Genomic DNA, 20,493 nt, shown 5'->3' with positions numbered 1-20,493 from the left:
CCTACACCTCGTGCCCGGACGGCCTGGTCTTCAGCTCCGGGAAATCCTCTTCCTTGAACTCCGTGCCGCGCAGATGATCCGTGCGGTCGTCCTCATGCTCCAGCCGGCGCAGCTGCACGCGGCGGATCTTTCCGGAGATCGTCTTCGGCAGCTCGCTCACGAGCTCGAGCCGGCGGATGCGCTTGAACGGCGCCAGCCGCGCCTGAAGATGCACGAAGATCGACAGCGCCGTGGCGCGCGAGCGCTCCGCGCCCGCCGTCAGCAACACATAGGCTTTCGGGATGGCGAGACGGATGGGATCCGGAGACGGCACAACAGCAGCCTCGGCGACGGCCTCATGCTCCAGCAGCACGCTTTCCAGCTCGAACGGCGAGATGCGGTAGTCGGACGATTTGAACACGTCGTCGGAGCGGCCGACGAAGGTGAGATAGCCGTCGCCGTCCTGGAACACGACGTCACCCGTGCGGTAGCGCGTGCCATCGGCGCCGGACAGCTTACCGTCGTCGCCCTGATAGCCCTGCATCAGGCCGGCCGGACGCTCGCCGGTGAGCGCCAGCGTGATCTCGCCTTCGCTGGCGAGATTGCCGTCGATGTCGGCGACCTCGACGCGATAGCCCGGCAGCGGCCGACCCATCGAGCCGATCTTCAGTTTCTGGCCCGGCGAGTTGCCGACGATGGCCGCGGTTTCCGTCTGGCCATAGCCGTCGCGAATCGTCAGCCCCCAGGCGGCACGCACCTGATCGATCACCTCCGGATTGAGCGGCTCGCCGGCGCCGCAGGCCTCGCGCAACGAGACCTTGAAGTCGGCGAGGTGCTCCTGGATGAACAGCCGCCACACCGTGGGTGGCGCGCACAGCGTCGTGACGCCGCAGCGTTTGATGATCGCGAGCAGCCCCTTGGCGTCGAAGCGCGGCTGATTGACCACGAATACCGTGGCGCCGGCATTCCAGGGCGAGAAGAAGCAGCTCCAGGCATGCTTGGCCCAGCCCGGCGAGGAGATGTTGAGGTGCACGTCGTCCGGCTGCAGGCCGAGCCAGTACATGGTCGAGAGATGGCCGACCGGATAGCTGCGGTGGCTGTGCCGCACCAGCTTCGGCTTGGCCGTGGTGCCCGAGGTGAAATACAGCAGCATCGGATCATCCGGCTGCGTCGGCCCATCCGGCGTGAACGCCTCGGCCGCGTCGGCCGCCTGCTCGAACGGCAGCCAGCCGGCAGGCGCTGCCGGCGCGCCGACGACGATGCGGACGAGATCATCGGCGCCGAGATCGGCGAACTTCGCCACCTGGTCCTGCGCGGCGACCACGGCCTTGGCGCGGCCGCGCTCCAGACGATCGCGCAGCTCGTCGGTCGTCAGCAGCGTGGTCGCGGGGATCACGACGACGCCGAGCTTCATCGCCGCCAGCATCGTCTCCCACAGCGGAACGACGTTGCCGAGCAGCAGCAGCAGATGGTCCCCACGCTTCAGCCCCTGCGCGCGCAGGAAGTTCGCGACCTGGTTGGAGCGGTGCGACAGCGCCGCGAAGGACAGCTTGGTCTGGCGGTCCTGCGCGGCATCGAAGATCCATAGCGCCGTCCGCTCGCGACTCTCCGGATCAGATGCGAGTTCGGCATCGAACCAGTCGAGCGCCCAGTTGAACGGGACGGGATCGGGCCAGCGAAAACCCTTCACGGCCGCATCGTAGTCGGTGCGATGCGCCAGCAGAAACGCGCGTGCGTCCTTGAATGTCGTCATCAGATGGTCCCGGCGAGCTTGCGAACGTGCTGAATGATCCCGGAAAAATCGACGCCGCTATGGCCGGCGGCCTCGAACGCCTTGTAGATTTCCTGCGCGTGCTGGCCAAGCGGGGTCGCCGCGCCGGCGGCCTTGGCGGCGTCCTGCGACAGCGTGAGGTCCTTGAGCATCAGCGCGGTCGCAAAACCGGGCTTGTAGTCATTGTTGGCCGGCGAGGCCGGCACCGGGCCCGGCACTGGGCAATAGGATGTCAGCGACCAGCACTGTCCTGACGAGGTCGAGGCGACGTCGAACAGCGCCTGATGCGACAGGCCGAGCTTCTCGCCGAGCGCAAAGGCCTCGCTCACCGCGATCATCGAAATGCCAAGGATCATGTTGTTGCAGATCTTGGCCGCCTGCCCCGCGCCGGCGCCGCCGCAATGGACGATCTTCTTGCCCATCTTCTCCAGGATCGGCTTGGCCGCAGCGAACGCGCTTTCCTCGCCGCCGCACATGAAGGTGAGCGTTGCGGCCTTGGCGCCGCCGGTGCCCCCGGACACCGGCGCGTCCACGGCGGCGATGCCGTGCTTCGCGGCCAGCGCATGCGCGGCGCGCGCGCTCTCGACGTCGATGGTCGAGGAATCGATGATCAGCGCGCCCTTCGTCATTGCCGGCACGACCTCGGTCCAGACCGCCAGCACATGCTTGCCGGCCGGCAGCATGGTGACGACGGCATCGGCGCTTTTGGCCGCGGCGACGGCGCTGTCGGCGATTTCGGCGCCATCGGCCCTGGCCTGGACGCGCGAGGCCTCGACCAGATCGAACGCGACCACCTTGTGGCCGGCCTTGACCAGGTTGGCGGCCATTGGTCCGCCCATGTTGCCGAGGCCGATGATTGCGATCGTTGCCATGGTTCGTTCTCTCCCCTCGACCTGATTGTTATTTGCTCTGCGGAAAGGTCAGCTCGTCGGCGCCGATCTCGGCGAGATATGGCGCCAGCATCTCCGGTGTCACCTGATCGACATCAGGCGGCGACCATCTGGGCTCGCGGTCCTTGTCGATGATCGCCGCACGCACGCCCTCGCGGAAATCGTCGCTGCGGAACACTTCGAGCGCCGCACGATACTCGCGCACCAGGCATTCCTCCAGGGACGCCGCACCGCGTGCCAGTCGCAGCAGCTTGAGCGTCACGACCATGCCGCGCGGCGACTTCTCCTTCAGCGTCTTCAGCGTCGCCAACGCGAGCTCCGAGCCGTCCGCTCTCAGCGCGGTAAAGATGTCGTGCATGCTGTCATAGGCGAACCACGCGTCGATCTTCGCCTGCTGCGCCGCCACCGGGCCGGCCGTCTCCGACGTCGCGAAGCCGGCGATCAGCCGGTCGATCTCGATCGACAGCGTGCCCGGCCTGACTTTGGTCAGGACCTCGCGCAGCGCCGGCCATTTCTCGGTCGGCACCACGGCATCGGCAAAGCGCGCATGGATCGCATCGGGCCCGTTCATGGTCTGCCCGGTCAGGCCGAAATAGGCGCCGAGTTCGCCAGGCGCGCGCGACAAGAGCCAGGTGCCGCCGACGTCGGGAAAGAAGCCGAGGCCGACTTCCGGCATCGCGAGCTTGGTCTTCTCGGTCACGATGCGGTGACGGCCATGCGCCGACAGCCCGACGCCGCCGCCCATCACCAGCCCGTCCATGTAGGCGACATAGGGTTTTGGGAACGCCGCGATGCGCGCGTTCATGATGTATTCCTGGCGCCAGAACACCTTGCCGAGATCGCCGTTCGTCTTCGAGCTCTCATAGAGCCCGCGGATGTCGCCGCCCGCGCAAAGTCCACGCTCGCCCGCGCCTTCGAGCACGACAATTGCGACGGCCGGATCGCCCTCGAACCGATCCAGCGCGGCGTCGATGCCCATCGACATCTCCAGCGTCATCGCGTTGATCGCCTTCGGCCGATTCAGCCGGATGATGCCGGCCGAGCCTTCGCGGCGGATGATCAGGTCGCCTTCGATGACCTCGCTCATCGCGCCGCCTCGATCAGCTTGCGCGACACGATCAGGCGCATGATCTCGTTGGTGCCTTCGAGGATCTGGTGCACGCGCAGATCGCGGACGATCTTCTCGATGCCGTATTCGCTCAAATAGCCGTAGCCGCCGTGCAGCTGCAGCGCCTGGTTGGCGACCTCGAAGCCGACATCGGTCCCGAAGCGCTTGGCCATGGCGCACAGCATGGTCGCGTCAGCATCCTTGCGGTCGAGCGCAGCCGCCGCGCGCCAGACGAAGGTGCGCGCCGCCTCCAGCTCGATCGCCATGTCGGCGATGCGAAACTGCAGCGCCTGGAATTCGTCGAGCCGCTTGCCGAACGCCTTGCGCTCTTTCGTATAAGCCAGCGTCTTGTCGAGCGCCGCCTGCGCGCCGCCGAGCGAGCAGGCAGCGATGTTGAGACGGCCGCCGTCGAGCCCCGCCATCGCGATCTTGAACCCAATGCCCTCCTCGCCCAGCCGGTTGGCCACCGGCACCCGCGCATTCTCGAAGATCACGGCGCGGGTCGGCTGCGCATTCCAGCCCATCTTGCGCTCATTGGCGCCGAACGACACGCCGGGGGTATTGGCGTCGATCACCAGCGTGGAGATGCCTCCGGGACCATCGGCGCCGGTTCGCACCATCGCGACGAGGATGTCGGTGGCGCCGGCACCGGAGATGAACTGCTTCTGCCCGTTGAGCACGTAGTCGTCGCCCTCGCGCACCGCGCGCGTGCGCAGCGCCGCCGCATCGGAGCCCGCGCCCGGCTCGGTCAGGCAGTAGCTCGCGATCAGGTCCATGGCGCAGAGCTTCGGCAAGTAAGCCTGCCTCTGCGCCTCGGTGCCGAAGGTGTCGATCATCCACGAGGCCATGTTGTGGATCGAGATGAAAGCCGAGACCGTGGGGCAGCCCGTCGCCAGCGCCTCGAAGATCAGTGCCGCGTCGAGCCGGCTCAGGCCCGAGCCGCCGACATCGTCGCGGATGTAGATGCCGCCCATGCCGAGGCCCGCCGCCTCCCGCATCACATCAACGGGAAAATGCTTCTCCTCGTCCCAGCGCAGCGCATGCGGGGCAATCTTCTCGGCCGCGAAGGCGCGCGCCATGTCGCGCACCGCGATCTGATCCTCGTCGAGAGCGAACTGCATCCGTTCTCCGCGTTTCCTGGTCTTGTTTGTTGGTCTTTGCGCTTTCCTCATGCGCCGTCATTGCGAGGAGCCGAAGGCGACGAAGCAATCCAGACTGCCTCTGCAGAAAGATCCTGAATTGCTTCGCTTCGCTCGCAATGACGAAGGAGAGAGTCCGAACGGACCCGACCTCACTTCATCAGCGGGATCGAGAACTCCGCGCCTTCCTTGACACCGGACGGCCAGCGCGAGGTGACCGTCTTGGTCTTGGTGTAGAAGCGGATCGAATCCGGACCGTGCTGGTTGAGGTCGCCGAAGCCGGACTTCTTCCAGCCGCCGAAGGTGTAGTAGGCGATCGGCACCGGGATCGGCACGTTGATGCCGACCATGCCGACATTGACCTTGGCCGCGAAGTCGCGCGCCGCGTCGCCATCGCGGGTGAAGATCGCGACGCCGTTGCCGTAATCATGCTCCGACGGCAGCGCCAGCGCCTCGGCGTAGTCCTTGGCGCGCACGACCGACAGCACCGGGCCGAAGATCTCCTCCTTGTAGATCCGCATGTCCTTGGTGACGTTGTCGAACAGACACCCGCCCATGTAGAAGCCGTTCTCGTAGCCCTGCATCTTGAAGCCGCGGCCGTCGACGGCGAGCGTCGCGCCTTCCTTGAGGCCAATATCGACATAATTCTTGACGCGCTCGACCGCCTCGCGGGTCACCAGCGGACCGAAATCGGCCGAGGGATCGACCGAGGTGCCGATCTTCAGGCTTTCAACGCGCGGGATCAGCTTCTCCATCAGCCGGTCGGCCGTGGTCTTGCCGACGGGCACGGCGACCGAGACCGCCATGCAGCGCTCGCCGGCCGAGCCGTAGCCGGCGCCGATCAGCGCATCGACCGCCTGGTCGAGATCGGCGTCCGGCATGATGATGGCGTGGTTCTTGGCGCCGCCGAAGCACTGGCAGCGCTTGGCGTGCGCAGCCGCGCGCTCATAGATGTACTGCGCGATCGGCGACGAGCCGACGAAGCCGATCGCCATGATGTCCGGATCCTCGAGGATGGCGTCGACCGCCTCCTTGTCGCCGTTGACGACGTTGAGGATGCCCGCCGGCAGCCCGGCCTCGATCATCAGCTCGGCGAGCTTCATCGGCACGCCCGGATCGCGCTCCGAGGGCTTGAGGATGAAGGCATTGCCGCAGGCGATGGCAGGGGCAAACTTCCACATCGGAATCATCGCCGGGAAATTGAACGGCGTGATGCCGGCAACGACACCGAGCGGCTGGCGCATCGAATAGATGTCGATGCCGGGGCCGGCTCCCTCAGTGTACTCGCCCTTCATCAGGTGCGGAATGCCGCAGGCGAACTCCGCGACCTCCAGGCCGCGCTGGATATCGCCCTTGGCGTCGGGGACGGTCTTACCATGCTCCCGCGCAAGCAGATCGGCGAGCTGGTCATAGTCGCGCTGGACGAGTTCGACGAACTTCATCATCACGCGGGCGCGGCGCTGCGGATTGGTCGCGGCCCAGGCCGGTTGCGCCGCCTTTGCGTTCTCGACAGCGGCACGGAGCTCGGCGCGAGAGGCCAGCGCGACCTTGGCCTGAACGTCGCCGGTCATGGGCTCGAAGACGTCGGCCGTCCGTCCAGACGTGCCCTTGACCTCTTTGCCGCCAATGAAATGACCGATCGAACGCATGGGGTATCCTCCGCAGGGGTAAGCAGTGCCGATTTGGCCGGCATCTTGCAGTCTTTGCGGCGTTTGGGAAGGGTCTAAGCGCTGCCCGGCGCTGCGAAAATGCCGCCCCTTCGCTCGGCCGGCACGATCACGGCAGGCCCTGCAGCGTGGCGAGCTGCGTCCACCATCCGAGCCGCGCGACGGATCAGCGCTTCGCGGCTGCCGCCTTCTTCACGGGCCTTTTCGCGGGCGCCCGCGCAGGGGCCCTCCCCGCCGGCCCGCCGCCGCTGGCGACAGCCAGCGCCACCTCGCGCCCGGAGCTCAGGATTTCGTCTGACAATTCGCCGCTGCCCATGAGCCGCGCCATCACGAGCGTCCCCATCAGCGTCGCGAGCATCGCCGAAGCCCGCCTTCGCGCAGTCTTGGCCGGCACGTCGCTGATGTACTCGGCGAACAGGGCGATCAGCTCTTCCAGCTTCGCAGCAAAGGCCTTGCGGGTCTTTGCGCTCTCGCGGGCGATTTCCGCTCCAAGCGCAGGAACCGCGCAGCCGTGACCGACATCGTCGCGATGAGCCGCGGACAGATAGCCGTCGACGATGGCCGCGAGTCGCTTCTGCGGCGGCAGTTGGTCCAGCAGCTTGCGCCAATGCTCAATCGAACGGTCGATCGCATAACCGAACGCCTCCACGACCAGCGCCTCGCGCGAATCGAAATGCGCATAGAAGCCGCCATGAGTCAGCCCGGCCTCCTTCATCAGGTCGGCAACCCCGACACCGTGAGCACCACGCTCGCGCAGCCGCACCGATGCCTTGCGCACGATCCGCGCGTGGGTTTCCGCCTTGTGTTCCGGAGAGTAACGCATTGCCGTCCCATTGAATGTCTGCGGTCATACAATAACAGTTCTGCGTCCTGCTGACTGCAGCTATTTGATGAATTCGAGTTGATCTAAATCAACTTCGCTGGCCTGATTTATTCCCGGCACACTCTCCCTTGCCCAGGAACCCGACGAGGACAACCATGGACATGCTCAATTCCCACTGCGGCGTGAGTCGTGACGGCCGCGGCGTGGTCCGGCTGACGATCTGCAATGCCGGTCCGCTCAATATTCTCGGTTCGGCGGCGATTCTCGACATAGAAGCCGGCCTGCAATCGCTCGCCGCCGAAGCCGGCATTCGCGTTCTCGTTTTGGCCGGCGAAAGCGGGAAGAGCATGATCGGCGGCGCCGACATCAAGGAGATGGCGACGCTCGATCAGGCTTCAGCGGAAACGTTCATCTCGCGACTTGCCGGGCTCTGCGATGCGGTGCGAAATTTTCCTGCACCCGTGATTGCGCGGATGCCAGGGTGGTGTCTGGGTGGCGGATTGGAGGTCGCAACGGCCTGCGATATCCGTGTCGCGGCACATGATGCCAAGTTCGGCATGCCCGAGGTTCGTGTCGGCATCCCCTCGGTCATTCATGCCGCGCTGCTGCCGCGTCTCATCGGCTGGGGCCGCACGCGCTGGCTGCTGATGACGGCCGAGACGATCGACGCGCCGACGGCGCTCGCCTGGGGCCTTGTCGACGCCGTCGCCGCCGAGGGAGAGCTCGACATCGCGGTCGAGAAGGCCGTGGCATCCCTGCTCGCCTGCGGTCCCGAAGCGCTGCGGACTCAGAAGGCTCTGCTGCGGCAATGGGAGGAGCTGCCGCTGAAGGAGTCCGTCGAGATATCGATCGGCGCCTTCGGACGGTCGTTCCTGACCGACGAGCCGAAACGGCTGATGCAGCAGTTCATCGACCGCAAGCGATAGCAATTTTCTCCAAGTCTCATCTCGCGGATCCCGGCAGTGTCGCGCCAGCTTCACGACAAGTTCAGCGCGATTGCCGGGGTTTCCTTTTTCGCGATGTTATTATATGATGATCATCATCTTTTTTAAGGGAGCCTGTCATGGCCTCGTCCGATCCCGTCGTGATCCTGTCCGCTGCCCGCACTCCACTCGGCCGCTTCATGGGCGAATTGTCGCCGCTGAGTGCGCACAAGCTCGGTGCGCACGTGATCAAATCCGCGCTCGAACGTGCCGCCGTTTCGCCTGACGCGGTCACGGAGGTTGTCATGGGCAACGTGCTTCCTGCAGGTCAGGGCCAGGCTCCGGCGCGGCAGGCGGCACGGGGCGCCGGCCTGCCCGATGCCACGGGCGCCACCACCATCAACAAGGTCTGCGGCTCTGGAATGAAGGCCACGATGCTGGCGCACGATATCATCCAGGCCGGTTCTGCCGACCTCGTCGTGTCCGGCGGCATGGAAAGCATGAGCAACGCGCCGTATCTGCTGACCAAGGCGCGCGGCGGCTATCGTGCCGGGCACGATCGGATCCTCGATCACATGATGCTGGACGGCCTGGAGGACGCCTATGAGACCGGACGCTCGATGGGCGATTTTGGCGAGGCGACGGCCGAGGCCTATCAGTTCACCCGCGCCGACCAGGATGCCTACGCCGTCGAGACGCTGACGCGTGCGCGCAGGGCGGTCGAGAGCGGCGCGTTCAAGGCCGAGATCGCGCCGATCACGCTCGTCGAGAAATCCGGCGCACGCCTGGTCGTCAATGACGAGCATCCGCTCAAGGTCGATCCGGCGAAGATCCCGGCGCTCAAGCCGGCGTTCCGCAAGGACGGCACTATCACGCCCGCGGCGTCCTCTGCGAACGCGGATGGTGCCGCAGCGCTCGTGCTCGCCAAGCGCTCGCGTGCGGACCGTGACGGGCTGCCCATCATCGCGGAGATCAAGGGCCACGCCACGCACAGCCAGGAGCCGCAATGGTTCACGACCGCGCCGATTCCGGCGATCAGGAAGCTGCTCGACAAGGTCGGCTGGCGGGTGGAGGATGTCGACCTGTTCGAGATCAACGAGGCGTTTGCGATCGTCGCGATGGCCGCGCAGCGCGACCTTGGCATTGCGCGTGACCAGCTGAACGTCAACGGCGGCGCCTGCGCGCTGGGCCATCCCATCGGCGCCACCGGCGCGCGGCTGATCGTGACGCTGCTGCATGCGATGCAGGCCCGCGGACTAAAGCGCGGCGTGGCGTCGCTATGCATCGGCGGCGGCGAGGCGACTGCGATCGCCGTAGAGCGACCTTGATGTCCTGAAACGAGGGAACTTAGCCATTTATGTCGTTGAGGCGTCCTGGCAGAATGGCGCGAAATCCCCATCGAACTGAGAAGCACATGATCTCGAACCGGCTCGCGGCAGCACTCGAACGGCGCAACATCCACTATGGCTGGATCATGGTGGCCGTAACGTTCTTCACGGCCCTGGTATCGGCCGGCACGGTGGGAGCACCCGGCGTGTTCATCGTGCCGCTCCAGCAGGAGTTCGGCTGGAGCACCGCGGAGATCTCCTCGGCACTGTCGATCCGCTTCGTGCTGTTCGGGCTGATGGCCCCCTTCGCCGCCGCCCTGCTCAACCGCTACGGTCTGCGCAACATCACGCTTTTGGCCCAGTTGATCGTCGTGACCGCGCTGCTTTCGTCGTTGGCGATGACCCATGTCTGGCACCTCGTGCTGCTGTGGGGCGTCGTGATCGGCATCGGCACCGGCATGACCGCGCTGGTGCTGGGCGCCACCATCGCGACGCGCTGGTTCGTCGCGCGCCGCGGCCTCGTCGTCGGCATCCTCACCGCCAGCGTCGCCACCGGACAGCTGGTGTTCCTGCCGCTGCTCGCCAGCCTCACCGAGCGGCTCGGCTGGCGCGTCGCGCTCGGGCTCATCTGCGTCATGCTCGGCGTTTCCGCCACCGCCGTGCTGCTGCTGATGCGCGATCGCCCGAGCGATCTCGGCCTGCGTCCCTTCGGCGACAAGGGCACCGACCCGATCGCCGCACCCGCGCCCGTCACCACACCGATCCTCGCCGCCGCGCTCGGCACCCTCCGCGATGCGGCGCGCGCACCGGTGTTCTGGATGCTGTTCGCGACCTTCTTCATCTGTGGCGCCTCGACCAACGGCCTCGTCCAGGTCCATCTGATCCCGATGTGCCTCGACTTCGGCATTCCGCAGGTGCAGGCGGCGAGCCTGCTCGCCGCGATGGGCATGTTCGACTTCGTCGGCACGATCGTCTCGGGATGGCTGTCGGACCGGTACGACAATCGCTGGTTGTTGTTCTGGTACTACGGCTTGCGCGGGCTCTCGCTGCTGTTCCTTCCGTTCACCGACTTCTCTTTCTATGGCCTGTCGCTGTTCGCGATGTTCTACGGCCTCGACTGGATCGCCACCGTGCCGCCGACGGTGCGGCTAACCGCGCAGCGGTTTGGGGCCGAGCGGGCCAATCTGGTGTTCGGCTGGGTGTTCGCCGGACATCAGCTCGGCGCCGGCACCGCCGCGTTCGGCGCCGGCCTGTCGCGCACTCTGTTGCAGAGCTACCTGCCGGCGTTCTTCACGGCGGGCGCACTGTGCATCGTCGCCGCGCTCCTGGCGCTGGCGATCGCGCGGCAGGCGAAGCCCGCCGCGGCTTAACATCAGCGGCTCACGGCCGAGTCGTCATCGCCGTGGGCGGCCCGGGCGTGCGCAGCGGCTCGGCAAGGCGCGCGAACTCGCACAGCAGCGCGCGCGTCTTGCGCGGGTCGATGATCTCCTCGACCCAGAACTTCTCGGCCGAGCGGAACGGCGAGCGCAGCTTGTTCAGCCGATCCTCGATCTCCTTGAGCTTGGCTTTCGGGTCGGGCGCGGCGTCGATCTCGGCGCGATAGGCCGCCTCGATGCCGCCTTCGAGCGGCAGCGAGCCCCAATAGGCCGACGGCCAGGCGTAGCGGATCGAGAACCGGTCGGCTGGCTGATGCACGACACCGGCGACGCCGAAATTGTTGCGCACGATCACCGTGCACCACGGCACCGTCGACTGATTGACGGCGGCCATCGCGCGCACGCCATGGCGGATGGTTGCCGCCTTCTCCGCCTCGAGCCCGACCATGAAGCCGGGGCAATCCATCAGGTAGACGATCGGCAGATGGAAGGTCTCGGCGAAATCGACCCAGCGGATCACCTTCTGGCAGGCATCCGCGGTCCACGAGCCGCCATAGTGATAGGGATCGCTCGCCAGCACCATCACCGCGCGGCCTTCGAGACGCGCGAGGCCGATGATGATCGGACGCCCATAGTTCTGCGTCACCTCGAAGAACGAGCAGTTATCGACGACGGACTCGATGATCGGCCGCATCTTGTAGACGCGCCGGCGATCCCGCGGCACCGCGCTGATGAGCTGCTCGTCGACACGCTGCGGGTCATCGGTGCAGGGCAAGGTCGGCGGCAGCTCGTAGACCGACGATGGCAGGTAGGACAGGAAGCGCCGCGCGCAGGCGAACGCCTCCGCCTCGGTGTCCACCGCATGATCGACGCCGCCGGCGCGGGTCTGGATGTCGGCGCCACCGAGCTCCATCTTGCCGAGGTCCTGCCCCAGCCGCTTCACGACCGGCGGGCCGGCGACGAACATCGCCGACTGCTTGGTCATCACCGAGTAGTGGCTCGCCGCGAGCCGCGCCGCGCCTAGCCCTGCGACCGAGCCGAGGCCGAGCGCGACCACGGGCACCAGCGACATGTTCTCGGTCGTGTAGCGGTACCAGCGATTGCCGCCGATGCCGCCAGGCAGGTTGGCCGCGCCCTTGGTCTCGATCGTCTTGACCGAGCCGCCGCCGCCGGAGCCCTCGATGATGCGGATGATGGGCAGGCGGAAGTCGTGCGCCATCTCCTCCGCCATCAGCGGCTTGGCGGCGATCGATGCGTCGGCCGAGCCGCCGCGCACGGTGAAGTCATCCCCGACCACGACGACGGTGCGGCCGTCGATGCGGCCGCGCCCGAACACGCAATTGGCGGGCGTCACATGCGTGAGCTCGCCCTGCTCGTCATACTCGCCGATCCCTGAGACCGCGCCGATCTCGTGGAAGCTGCCGGGATCGACGACGCCGTCGATGCGCTCGCGAACGGTGAGGCGGCCCTGGTCGTGCTGACGCTTGACCTTGTCAGGCCCGCCCATCTCCCGCGCGAAGGCCTCGCGCCGGGCCAGTTCCTCGAGCTCCGGCTGCCAACTCATTCGTTCCCCCTGCCCCGGTGATGGTCTTGTTCTTATGGTTGGTCTTCGCGTTCACCTGGAGCGGCTTTCTGTCCATCCGGCTGTTGAAGACGTCGGCTTCCGCGCCCTGCAGCAGCGCGGCGATGCTGCGGCCGAGCTCGCGCATCGGCTGGGCGACCTCGTCGTGCAGCCGCTGCTCGTCGTACATCGCCGACAACAGGCCGATCGTGAGCACGACATAAGTCTGGTATTGCGGCGACCACAGCGGCAGCGCGACGCCATTGATGTGCGGACTCCACAGGCCGCAGGCTACGACGTAGCCATGCTCCTTGAGAAACTGTCTGTTGTGCTCGAGGCGTGGCCGCAGCAGCTTGGCCGCGTCCGGCATCTCGCGCTCCATCTCGGCCAGCAAGGCGTCGCCGACCTCCGGCTCGAGCGCGGCGACATAGGCATGACCGGCCGCGGTCGAGGCCATCGAGATGCGGCTGCCCGTGGTCTCATGCAGGCCGAGCGCATTCGCGGCGCGGCCGAACTCGAGATAGACGAGGTGGAAGCGGTCGGGAATGACGAAGCCGACGGTGCCGGGCAACTGCTCGGCGACGTCCTGCAGCCGCTGCCGGATCAGATTGCGCAACTGCAAGCCTCTGGTCATCGACGTGCTCATCGCCACGGCGCTCGGGCCGATGCGGTATTTCTGATCGCGCGGCAGGTAGACCAGCTGGCCCATGCGCGTCAGCGTGTGTGTCAGCCGCGACACCGTCGACCGCGGCAGGCCGCAGCGGTTGGAGATTTCGAGATTGCCGAGCCGCGCCTCGTGCCCCTCGAAACAGCGAAGCACGTCGAACGCCCGCGACACCACCTGAATGACCTCGCCCTCGCCGGCGAGATCTCCGGGCAGCATGCTGCTCCTGCTCAATCGCTCAGACCGTCGTCCCATGCGTTTCCCACCAATTCCGTCATGCGGAATGATATTCCGCTTATTGAACAAGCTAACCCAGCCGTTTTGCCGTCACAACAGTAGACCGTCTCTAAAAGCCGCCATTCTTCAGCGTGTTGGCACAAGACTCGGCATCTCCCCGGCAATCGGCAGCACGGGTCGGAGATGACCACGATCGCCGGTTCCGAAGCGCAGCACTGCGCCGGCAGGCTCCCGCTCAATCGGTGAGCAGCGGCAACATTTGACCAGTGTTGCGACAAGTGTGGGCTGGCTGCGCCCTCGCGGCTGCGACATAACCAGCGCGAGACCTTGTTCCCCGCCGAGCTTCCCATGACCACCCACCCCCGGCCGATCCGACATCCGCAGCATTGGGCGACGGCCGCGATGCCGCCGCTGCAGCGCTTCCTGTCGGCCTGCCATGCCGACTTCTGGCCTGACCACGACGGCGCGGTCGCGAACTACATTCCCGAGCTCGGTAAAGCCGACCCGGCGCATTTCGGCATCAGCCTCGCCACGCTCGACGGCCATGTCTATGAGGTCGGCGACAGCCGCGTGCCGTTCACGATTCAATCAATGTCGAAACCGTTCGTGTTCGCGCTCGCGCTCGATACGCTCGGCTCCGACGAGGTCGAGCGCGTGATCGGCGTCGAGCCGTCCGGCGATCCCTTCAATTCGATCCGGCTCAATGCCGAGAACCACCCGTTCAATCCGATGGTCAATGCCGGCGCGATCGCCTGCAGCGGCCTGATCCGCAGGGCACGGCACGACGACGCCTTCGAGACCATCCGCGATGCGCTCGGCCGCTTCGCCGGCCGCAAGCTCGATGTCGACGACGCGGTGTTCGCATCGGAAGCCGCCACCGGCGATCGCAACCGCGCGATCGCCTATCTGCTGCGGACTTCCGACGTCATCAGGGAGCCTGTCGACGACGTGCTCGCGGTCTACTTCAGGCAATGCGCCGTGCTCGTCACAGCGCGCGACTGCGCGATCATGGCGGCCACGCTCGCCAATCGTGGCGTCAATCCGGTCACCGGCGAACAGGTGGTGACGCCCTATGCGGTGTCGCGCACGCTGTCGGTGATGACCTCGTCGGGCATGTATGACTTCGCCGGCGAGTGGATCTACCGCGTCGGCATTCCCGCCAAGAGCGGCGTCGGCGGCGGCATCCTGGCAAGCCTGCCGGCACGGCTCGGGCTCGGCAGCTATTCGCCCAGGCTCGACGGTCACGGCAACAGCGTGCGCGGCATCAAGGTCTGCGAGGCGCTGTCGGCGCATTACGGCCTGCACATGCTGAACCGTTCCGACGATGCGCGCACCACGATCATCGCCGACTACGACATCGGCGCCAATCCGTCGCGACGCAGCCGCCGCGCTCAGGAGCGCAACATCCTCTCCGCCCATCCCGACGCGGTGCGCGTGCTCGAGCTGGTCGGCACGCTGTCTCTTTCCAGCGTCGACTACGTCTCGCGCCAGCTTGCGGCGAGCACGCGACCGCAATTCGTCATCGTCGACCTCCACCGCGTCACCGCGATGACACAAGCAGGCCTGCGCCTGCTCTCCGAGCTGTTTCACGAGCTCGCCGACTTCCACGTCACCGTCGTGCTGTCGGGCATCCGACGCAGCTCGCCGGAATGGCAGGAGATCGCGGCCCGTACCGGCGACAGCAAGAACGTGCGCGACTTCTACCTGCTCGACACCGCGATCGAATGGGCCGAGGACCAGATCGTCTATCGCTATGGCGGCGCCATCGATTTCCTCGAAACCACCGAGCTCGCCGAGCAGCCGCTGCTCGCGGGGCTCTCCGCGGACGAGCGCCATGAGCTCGCGGCACTGGCGATCATCCGGCACTATCAGCAGGGCGAACGCATCCTCGCGGCCGGCGATGCTGCGGCCTCGTTGTTCTTCCTGCGCTCCGGCGTCGTCCACGTCACCCTGCCCGACGGCATCCGGCTCGCGACGCTGACGGCAGGGCAATGCTTCGGCGAGATGGCACTGCTGGAGCCCGTGCGCTCCGCCGACGTCGTCGCGGATTTCTCGGCCACCGCTTTCGAGATCTCGCTGGTGGATTTCGAACGTTTCCGCGTGCGACATCCGAAAGCCGGCGAGCGGATCATGCGCAATCTGGCGCAGCTGTTGGCCGAGCGTCTGACTGTCGCCAATGCGCGGCTCAATTTGCTTGCGGCAGACTGATCTCAGTGCGTCGAAGTCCGTCATCGAAGTGTCGCACGCGGTCGAAGCAAACAATTACTCAAGGTTGCAATCCACAGTAACTAACAGCTTTCGGTCGATAATTCGCATCACTCGTATTTGTACGGGCTCGCCTAAACGTTACCGGGACTCGGTCGCAGGACAACCATAAGCGAGCCCAATTCACGCCGCATTACCCGACGATGTTCTGAACCGTCGATGAACGCCGAGTGGGGACTCGCGAAGCGGACGTCGAAGTGGGGTGTTCCGAGTAAAATTCCAGCCGACGTAGCGTGTGTATTTGCGCCACGGAGAGTCGTGTCCAGTGTCCAGGGAGGAACGGCATGAAGGAAGCCACTAAGAGGGCAACGTCGGAGGCACTCGCGCATATGCTGGCGGTGACGTCCATGATCGTCATCGCCAGCGTCCTGTTCTACGGGCGATGAAGGGCTGTCTGGAGGTTCTGCGTCGCAGTTTCTTCATCGCCCGTAGGTAGGAATGTGAGCTTGATTGCTCACGCGAACGACCGAGTAGAGTTGCGTTTGAGTTGGTGAGCGTAGCGTAACAGTTTTGCGTCAATCGCGCGGCGATCCGGGTCGGGACGAATGTGTGTTGCGTATCGTCCCGCCTCGGCCGCCTGCGGTCGACCTTTTCAGACGTCGTTCTGTTCCCCATCTTCATTTGACTTTCCCGAAGTACGGCACGATGCCGCCGGCGAAGGTGACGAAGCGGGCCGTGACGAGATCGCCGATCGCAAGTTCGTGGTCGCCATGGGCCATCATGCGAAAGCCCTCGCGCATATCCACCAGCACGATGTTGTAGGGCACATGCGCGCGCGTCTCTGGAGTCGCGGCCCGGCAGACCAATGATGCCGCATAGATGGTGCCTTCGCCCGTCGCCGCGTGATCGGTGAGCGCAAGCGAGCCGCAGGCCGCGCAGAAGTCGCGGCGGAAATACTGCAGGTGGACGCAGCACGCGCAGCGCTGAAAGCGAATCGTTGCAACACCCCTGGTCCAGTCTGCCGATTCGCTCATCGCACCCGCTCCCAGAACATGCTGACATGCGAGGACAGCACGCCGCCATCGCCGTGCAGCAGCGCCAGCGCTGCTTCGCGGACTTGGCGAGGTCCGGCGCGCCCCGTCATCTGCAGATGCGCTTCGCTCAGATGCGCCATGGCGCCGCCGACGCCACAATGACCGTAGCTGAGCAGCCCGCCATGGGTGTTGAGCGGCACGGCGCCGTCGCGGCTGAAATGACCGGCCCTGACCCGCGCCGCCGCCTCGCCGCGGCCGGCGAGGCCGAGATCCTCGAGCAGCATGCAGAGCGTGATGGTGAAACTGTCATAGACGGCGGCGTAGTCGACGTCTTTGATGTCCACACCCGCCGCTGCCTTCGCCTTCGCGATCGCAATCTCGGCACCGAGCTCGCTCAGGGCCGGCGCCGCCGTGACGTGCTGATGCGTGTGCGCCTGGGCGCAGCCGCGCACGCGCACCGCTGTCGCTCCGGTCGGCTCGCGGCTGATGATGATGGCGGCGCCGCCGTCGGAGACCGGACAGCAGTCGAGCAGCTTCAGCGGCCGCGCCACCGGCTTCGATGCCATGACGTCGGCCACCGTGATCGGCTCTTGGAACTGCGCGCCGGGATGATCCAGCGCATGCGCCCGCATCAGCACGGCGAACTCGGCGAGGTCATGCTCGGTGACGCCGTATTCGTGCATGTAGCGCGAGGCGACGAGGCCGTAATAGGCAGGGATGGTCGGCCCCAGCGGCAACTCGTAGTCGGGATGGCCGACTTGCGCCAGCGCCTGGATCGAGGCGTCGCGGCTCTGCCCGGTCAGGCGGTTCTCGCCGGCGACCACGAGCATGTGCTTGACCACGCCGGCCTCGACCAATTGATGCGCCAGCATTGCCATCGCGAGCCCGGTGGCGCCGCCGACCTGGACGGCGTGAGCATAGGACGGCGTGAGGCCGAAATGCTCGGCGAACACGGTCGCGAGCATGATGTGCGGCGACACCGTGGAATAGCCACACAGGATGCCGTCGATGTCGCGCCGCCTCAGCCCGGCATCGTCGAGCGCGAGCTGCGCGGCCAGGCTCATGAGATCGAGCGAGGAGCGGCCGTCGTGACGGCCGAAGGATGTCAGGCCAGTGCCGGCGATATAGGTCATCGCGCCATGCCCTCTGCCGTCATTCCGGGGTATCGCGCAGCGATGAACCCGGAATCTCGAGCTGAGAAACGAATGCGCAAAACAATCTCGAGATTCCGGGTTCGCGACTTCGTCGCGCCCCGGAATGACGGCCACACAACGAATCTTTGCTGGGTACCCCCCTCCCTGCCCCTCCCCCACAAGGGGGGAGGGAATGCAGGCAGCGTTCGTCCCTGACAGCTGAATGGTTCATCATCTCAATACAGGCTCGTCCCACTACGACATCTCAATACGACTTCGGCAGGCCGAGGACCTTCTCGGCGATAAAGGACAAAATCAGTTGCGGGCTGATCGGGGCGATGCGGGGGATCAGGGATTCGCGCAGGTAACGCTCGACGTGATACTCGCGCGCGTAGCCGAAGCCGCCATGGGTCATCACCGCCTGCTCGCAGGCGTGAAAGCCGGCCTCTGCCGCGAGATATTTCGCGGCGTTGGCGGCCGGGCCACACGCCAGGCCCTGGTCATATTGCCAGCCGGCCTGCAGCACCATCAGCCAGGCGGCCTCCAGCTCCATCCAGTTCTTCGCCAGGGGATGCTGGATGCCCTGGTTCTGACCGATCGGGCGGTTGAACACGTTGCGCGTCCGCGCATAGGCGCTCGCACGTGACAGCGCGAGATGACCGAGCCCGACGGCTTCGGCGGCAATCAGGATGCGCTCGGGGTTCATCCCATGCAGAATGTAGTCGAAGCCCCGCCCCTCCTCGCCCAGGCGGTCCTCGACCGGGATCTCGACATCCTCGAAGAACAGCTCGTTGGAGTCGACCGGCTTGCGGCCCATCTTCTCGATCTCGTGCACCTTGATCCGGCTGCGATCGAAATCCGTGTAGAACAGGCTGAGCCCATGGGTCGGGCGCTTCACCTCCTCCAAGGGCGTCGTTCGCGCCAGCAGCAGGATCTTCTCGGCGACCTGCGCGGTCGAGATCCACACCTTCTGGCCGTTGACGATGTAGCGGTCGCCCTTGCGCACGGCGCGGGTCTTGAGCTGGGTGGTGTTGAGTCCGGTGTTGGGCTCGGTCACCGCGAAGCAGGCCTTCTCGCTGCCATCGACGATACCCGGCAGCATCCGCGCGCACTGCTCTTTAGTCCCGAACACGACGACCGGATTAAGCCCGAACACGTTCATGTGGATCGCCGAGGCACCGGACATACCGGCGCCGGATTCGGCGATGCTGCGCATCATGATCGCAGCATCGAGAATGCCGAGGCCGGAGCCGCCAAACTCTTCCGGGATGCAGATGCCGAGCCAGCCGGCATCTGCCAGCGCCTTGTGGAAGTCGAAGGGGAAGCCGCCCTCCTTGTCCTTCTTCAGCCAGTAGGCGTCGTCGAAATCAGCGCAGATTCTTGCCACCGCGTCGCGGATCGATTCCTGGTTGGCGGAGAGCGCGAAATCCATCGTCTCACTCCCTGGCTGGCGCCGGCGTCGTCACGCCGTCGCGGATCATCGCATCGATCTCCTCGTCCGAGAAACCAAGCTCGCGCAAAATCTGCGCGCCATGCTCGTTCGGCCGCGCCGCCAGACGCTGCGGCTCGGCCTTGGTCTCGGACCAGGTCGCGGAAACGCGGGTGCTGCGGATCGGACCTTCGGTCGGATGTTCGACCACGGGAAAGAAATCGGTCGCCACGAGGTGCGGATCGTTCAGCAGGCTTTCGAGATCGTGCATCGGCATGACCGGAATATCGGCGGCATCCAGCAGATCGGTCCATTCGGCCGTGGTGCGCGTCTGAAAGATGCGCGCGAGCTCGGCATAGACGAAATCGATGTTGGCGGCACGCCGGGCAAAGCTGTTGAACCGGTCATCGGCCCGCAGATCGGTGCGGCCTGACGCGGTGAAGAACGCGTCCCATTGCTTGTCGTTGTAGACGATCACGCAGATGTGGCCGTCGGCGGTCTTGTAGGGCCGGCGGTCGGGCGACAAATGCCGCGCATAGCCGCCCTTGTCGAGCGGCGGCTCGTAGGTGAGCCCGCCCATGTGGTCGCCCATGATGAAGGCCGACATGGTCTCGAACATCGGCACGTCGAGACGCTGGCCGCGCCCGGTGCGGTCGCGATGCACGAGGCTGGCGCAGATGGCGCCGACCGCGGTCAGGCCGACGATGCGGTCGACCAGCGCATTGGGTACATAGCGCGGGGTGCCGTCACCGGCGACCGCCATCAGGTGCGACAGCGCCGCCCCACCCTGGATCAGGTCGTCATAGGCGGGCTTGGCCGCATAGGGACCGTCCTGGCCGAAGCCGAACACGCCGGCATAGATCAGCCGCGGATTGAGCGCGGAGACGACATCATAGCCGAGGTTCAGCCGCGCCATCGCCTGCGGCCGGATGTTGTAGAGCAGGACGTCGGCGTCCTTGATGAGCCGCAGCGCGGCCTCGCGTCCCCTGGGCTTCTTGAGGTCGAGGCAGATCACGCGCTTGCTGCGGTTGGTATTGAGATAGACCGGCCCCATGCCCGGATGATGCCAGGGGCCGATCTTGCGGGTGACGTCTCCTTCCGGCGATTCCACCTTGATGACATCTGCGCCGTAGTCGCCGAGCGTCTGGGCAGCATACGGCCCCATCAGCACGGTGGTCATGTCGATGACCTTGATGCCCGCAAGCGGTCCCATCGTGGCGTCGGCT

The 20,493-nt window shown here is 65.9% G+C and carries 15 protein-coding genes and 1 pseudogene; 4 read left to right on the top strand and 12 right to left on the bottom strand.

The genetic code is table 11. From position 1 onward, the window contains the following. Position 1: 1 nt before the first annotated feature. The 6 genes and pseudogenes from QW868_RS19635 to QW868_RS19610 all read right to left on the bottom strand — a co-directional run bounded on the left by QW868_RS19635 (position 2) and on the right by QW868_RS19610 (position 7,377). Positions 2–1,732: an AMP-binding protein gene (locus tag QW868_RS19635; RefSeq protein ID WP_316231245.1), complete on the bottom strand. Its 1,731-nt coding sequence runs from the start codon at positions 1,730–1,732 to the stop codon at positions 2–4. Then, positions 1,732–2,640 (bottom strand): annotated as a pseudogene (mmsB, locus tag QW868_RS19630) (3-hydroxyisobutyrate dehydrogenase); the annotation flags it as partial. The gene QW868_RS19635 and the pseudogene mmsB, both read right to left, overlap by 1 nt. Positions 2,641–2,650: 10 nt before the next feature. Beyond that, the gene (locus QW868_RS19625) at positions 2,651–3,727 is read right to left on the bottom strand and encodes an enoyl-CoA hydratase/isomerase family protein (protein WP_316231243.1); all 1,077 of its coding nucleotides are present in this window, start codon (positions 3,725–3,727) and stop codon (positions 2,651–2,653) included. Beyond that, positions 3,724–4,869: an isobutyryl-CoA dehydrogenase gene (locus QW868_RS19620; RefSeq protein WP_316231242.1), complete on the bottom strand. Its 1,146-nt coding sequence runs from the start codon at positions 4,867–4,869 to the stop codon at positions 3,724–3,726. The genes QW868_RS19625 and QW868_RS19620 overlap by 4 nt, the downstream gene beginning before the upstream one ends. A gap of 170 nt (positions 4,870–5,039) precedes the next feature. After that, positions 5,040–6,536, bottom strand: coding sequence for a CoA-acylating methylmalonate-semialdehyde dehydrogenase (locus QW868_RS19615; RefSeq protein ID WP_315739156.1), 1,497 nt, complete (start codon positions 6,534–6,536; stop codon positions 5,040–5,042). 184 nt (positions 6,537–6,720) lie between these two features. Beyond that, positions 6,721–7,377, bottom strand: coding sequence for a TetR/AcrR family transcriptional regulator (locus QW868_RS19610; RefSeq protein WP_315739155.1), 657 nt, complete (start codon positions 7,375–7,377; stop codon positions 6,721–6,723). Between the two features lie 155 nt (positions 7,378–7,532). Between QW868_RS19610 and QW868_RS19605 the strand changes: the two genes are divergently transcribed. The 3 genes from QW868_RS19605 (at position 7,533) to QW868_RS19595 (ending at position 10,998) form a co-directional block, all read left to right on the top strand. Further along, complete coding sequence (locus QW868_RS19605) at positions 7,533–8,303, top strand: enoyl-CoA hydratase (RefSeq protein WP_315739154.1); 771 nt, start codon at positions 7,533–7,535, stop codon at positions 8,301–8,303. A gap of 137 nt (positions 8,304–8,440) precedes the next feature. Next, positions 8,441–9,628 (top strand): acetyl-CoA C-acyltransferase, encoded by a 1,188-nt coding sequence (locus QW868_RS19600; RefSeq protein WP_315812316.1) that lies wholly within the window; start codon positions 8,441–8,443, stop codon positions 9,626–9,628. 86 nt (positions 9,629–9,714) lie between these two features. Continuing rightward, on the top strand, positions 9,715–10,998 hold the full coding sequence (locus QW868_RS19595) for an MFS transporter (protein WP_315739152.1): 1,284 nt from the start codon (positions 9,715–9,717) through the stop codon (positions 10,996–10,998). 10 nt (positions 10,999–11,008) lie between these two features. On the opposite strand, the gene QW868_RS19590 is transcribed toward QW868_RS19595, so the two are convergent. Both QW868_RS19590 and QW868_RS19585 read right to left on the bottom strand, forming a co-directional pair. Beyond that, entirely contained in the window at positions 11,009–12,568 is a 1,560-nt protein-coding gene (locus QW868_RS19590; protein ID WP_316231241.1) for an acyl-CoA carboxylase subunit beta, read from the bottom strand. Then, positions 12,498–13,484 carry an IclR family transcriptional regulator gene (locus tag QW868_RS19585; protein WP_315739150.1) on the bottom strand — a complete coding sequence of 329 codons (987 nt, stop codon included), beginning with the start codon at positions 13,482–13,484 and terminating at the stop codon, positions 12,498–12,500. Before QW868_RS19585 ends, QW868_RS19590 begins: the two co-directional genes overlap by 71 nt. 330 nt (positions 13,485–13,814) lie before the next feature. Here QW868_RS19585 and glsA point away from each other — a divergent pair, with 330 nt between their 5' ends. Next, entirely contained in the window at positions 13,815–15,674 is a 1,860-nt protein-coding gene (glsA, locus tag QW868_RS19580; RefSeq protein WP_315739149.1) for a glutaminase A, read from the top strand. A 674-nt stretch (positions 15,675–16,348) separates the two neighbouring features. Here glsA and QW868_RS19575 read toward each other — a convergent pair. The 4 genes from QW868_RS19575 to QW868_RS19560 form a co-directional block, all read right to left on the bottom strand. Next, on the bottom strand, positions 16,349–16,705 hold the full coding sequence (locus QW868_RS19575) for an OB-fold domain-containing protein (protein ID WP_316231240.1): 357 nt from the start codon (positions 16,703–16,705) through the stop codon (positions 16,349–16,351). After that, on the bottom strand, positions 16,702–17,838 hold the full coding sequence (locus QW868_RS19570; protein ID WP_316231239.1) for a thiolase family protein: 1,137 nt from the start codon (positions 17,836–17,838) through the stop codon (positions 16,702–16,704). The genes QW868_RS19575 and QW868_RS19570 overlap by 4 nt, the downstream gene beginning before the upstream one ends. 265 nt (positions 17,839–18,103) lie before the next feature. Continuing rightward, positions 18,104–19,270: an acyl-CoA dehydrogenase family protein gene (locus tag QW868_RS19565; protein ID WP_316231238.1), complete on the bottom strand. Its 1,167-nt coding sequence runs from the start codon at positions 19,268–19,270 to the stop codon at positions 18,104–18,106. Positions 19,271–19,274: 4 nt separating this feature from the next. After that, complete coding sequence (locus QW868_RS19560) at positions 19,275–20,480, bottom strand: CoA transferase (RefSeq protein WP_316231237.1); 1,206 nt, start codon at positions 20,478–20,480, stop codon at positions 19,275–19,277. Positions 20,481–20,493: the final 13 nt, after the last annotated feature.

The sequence above is a fragment of the Bradyrhizobium sp. SZCCHNR1051 genome (assembly GCF_032489615.1).
GTDB lineage: Bacteria > Pseudomonadota > Alphaproteobacteria > Rhizobiales > Xanthobacteraceae > Bradyrhizobium.
Note: the sequence above shows the minus strand (reverse complement) of the source record. Positions and strands in the feature narration are given on the sequence as shown.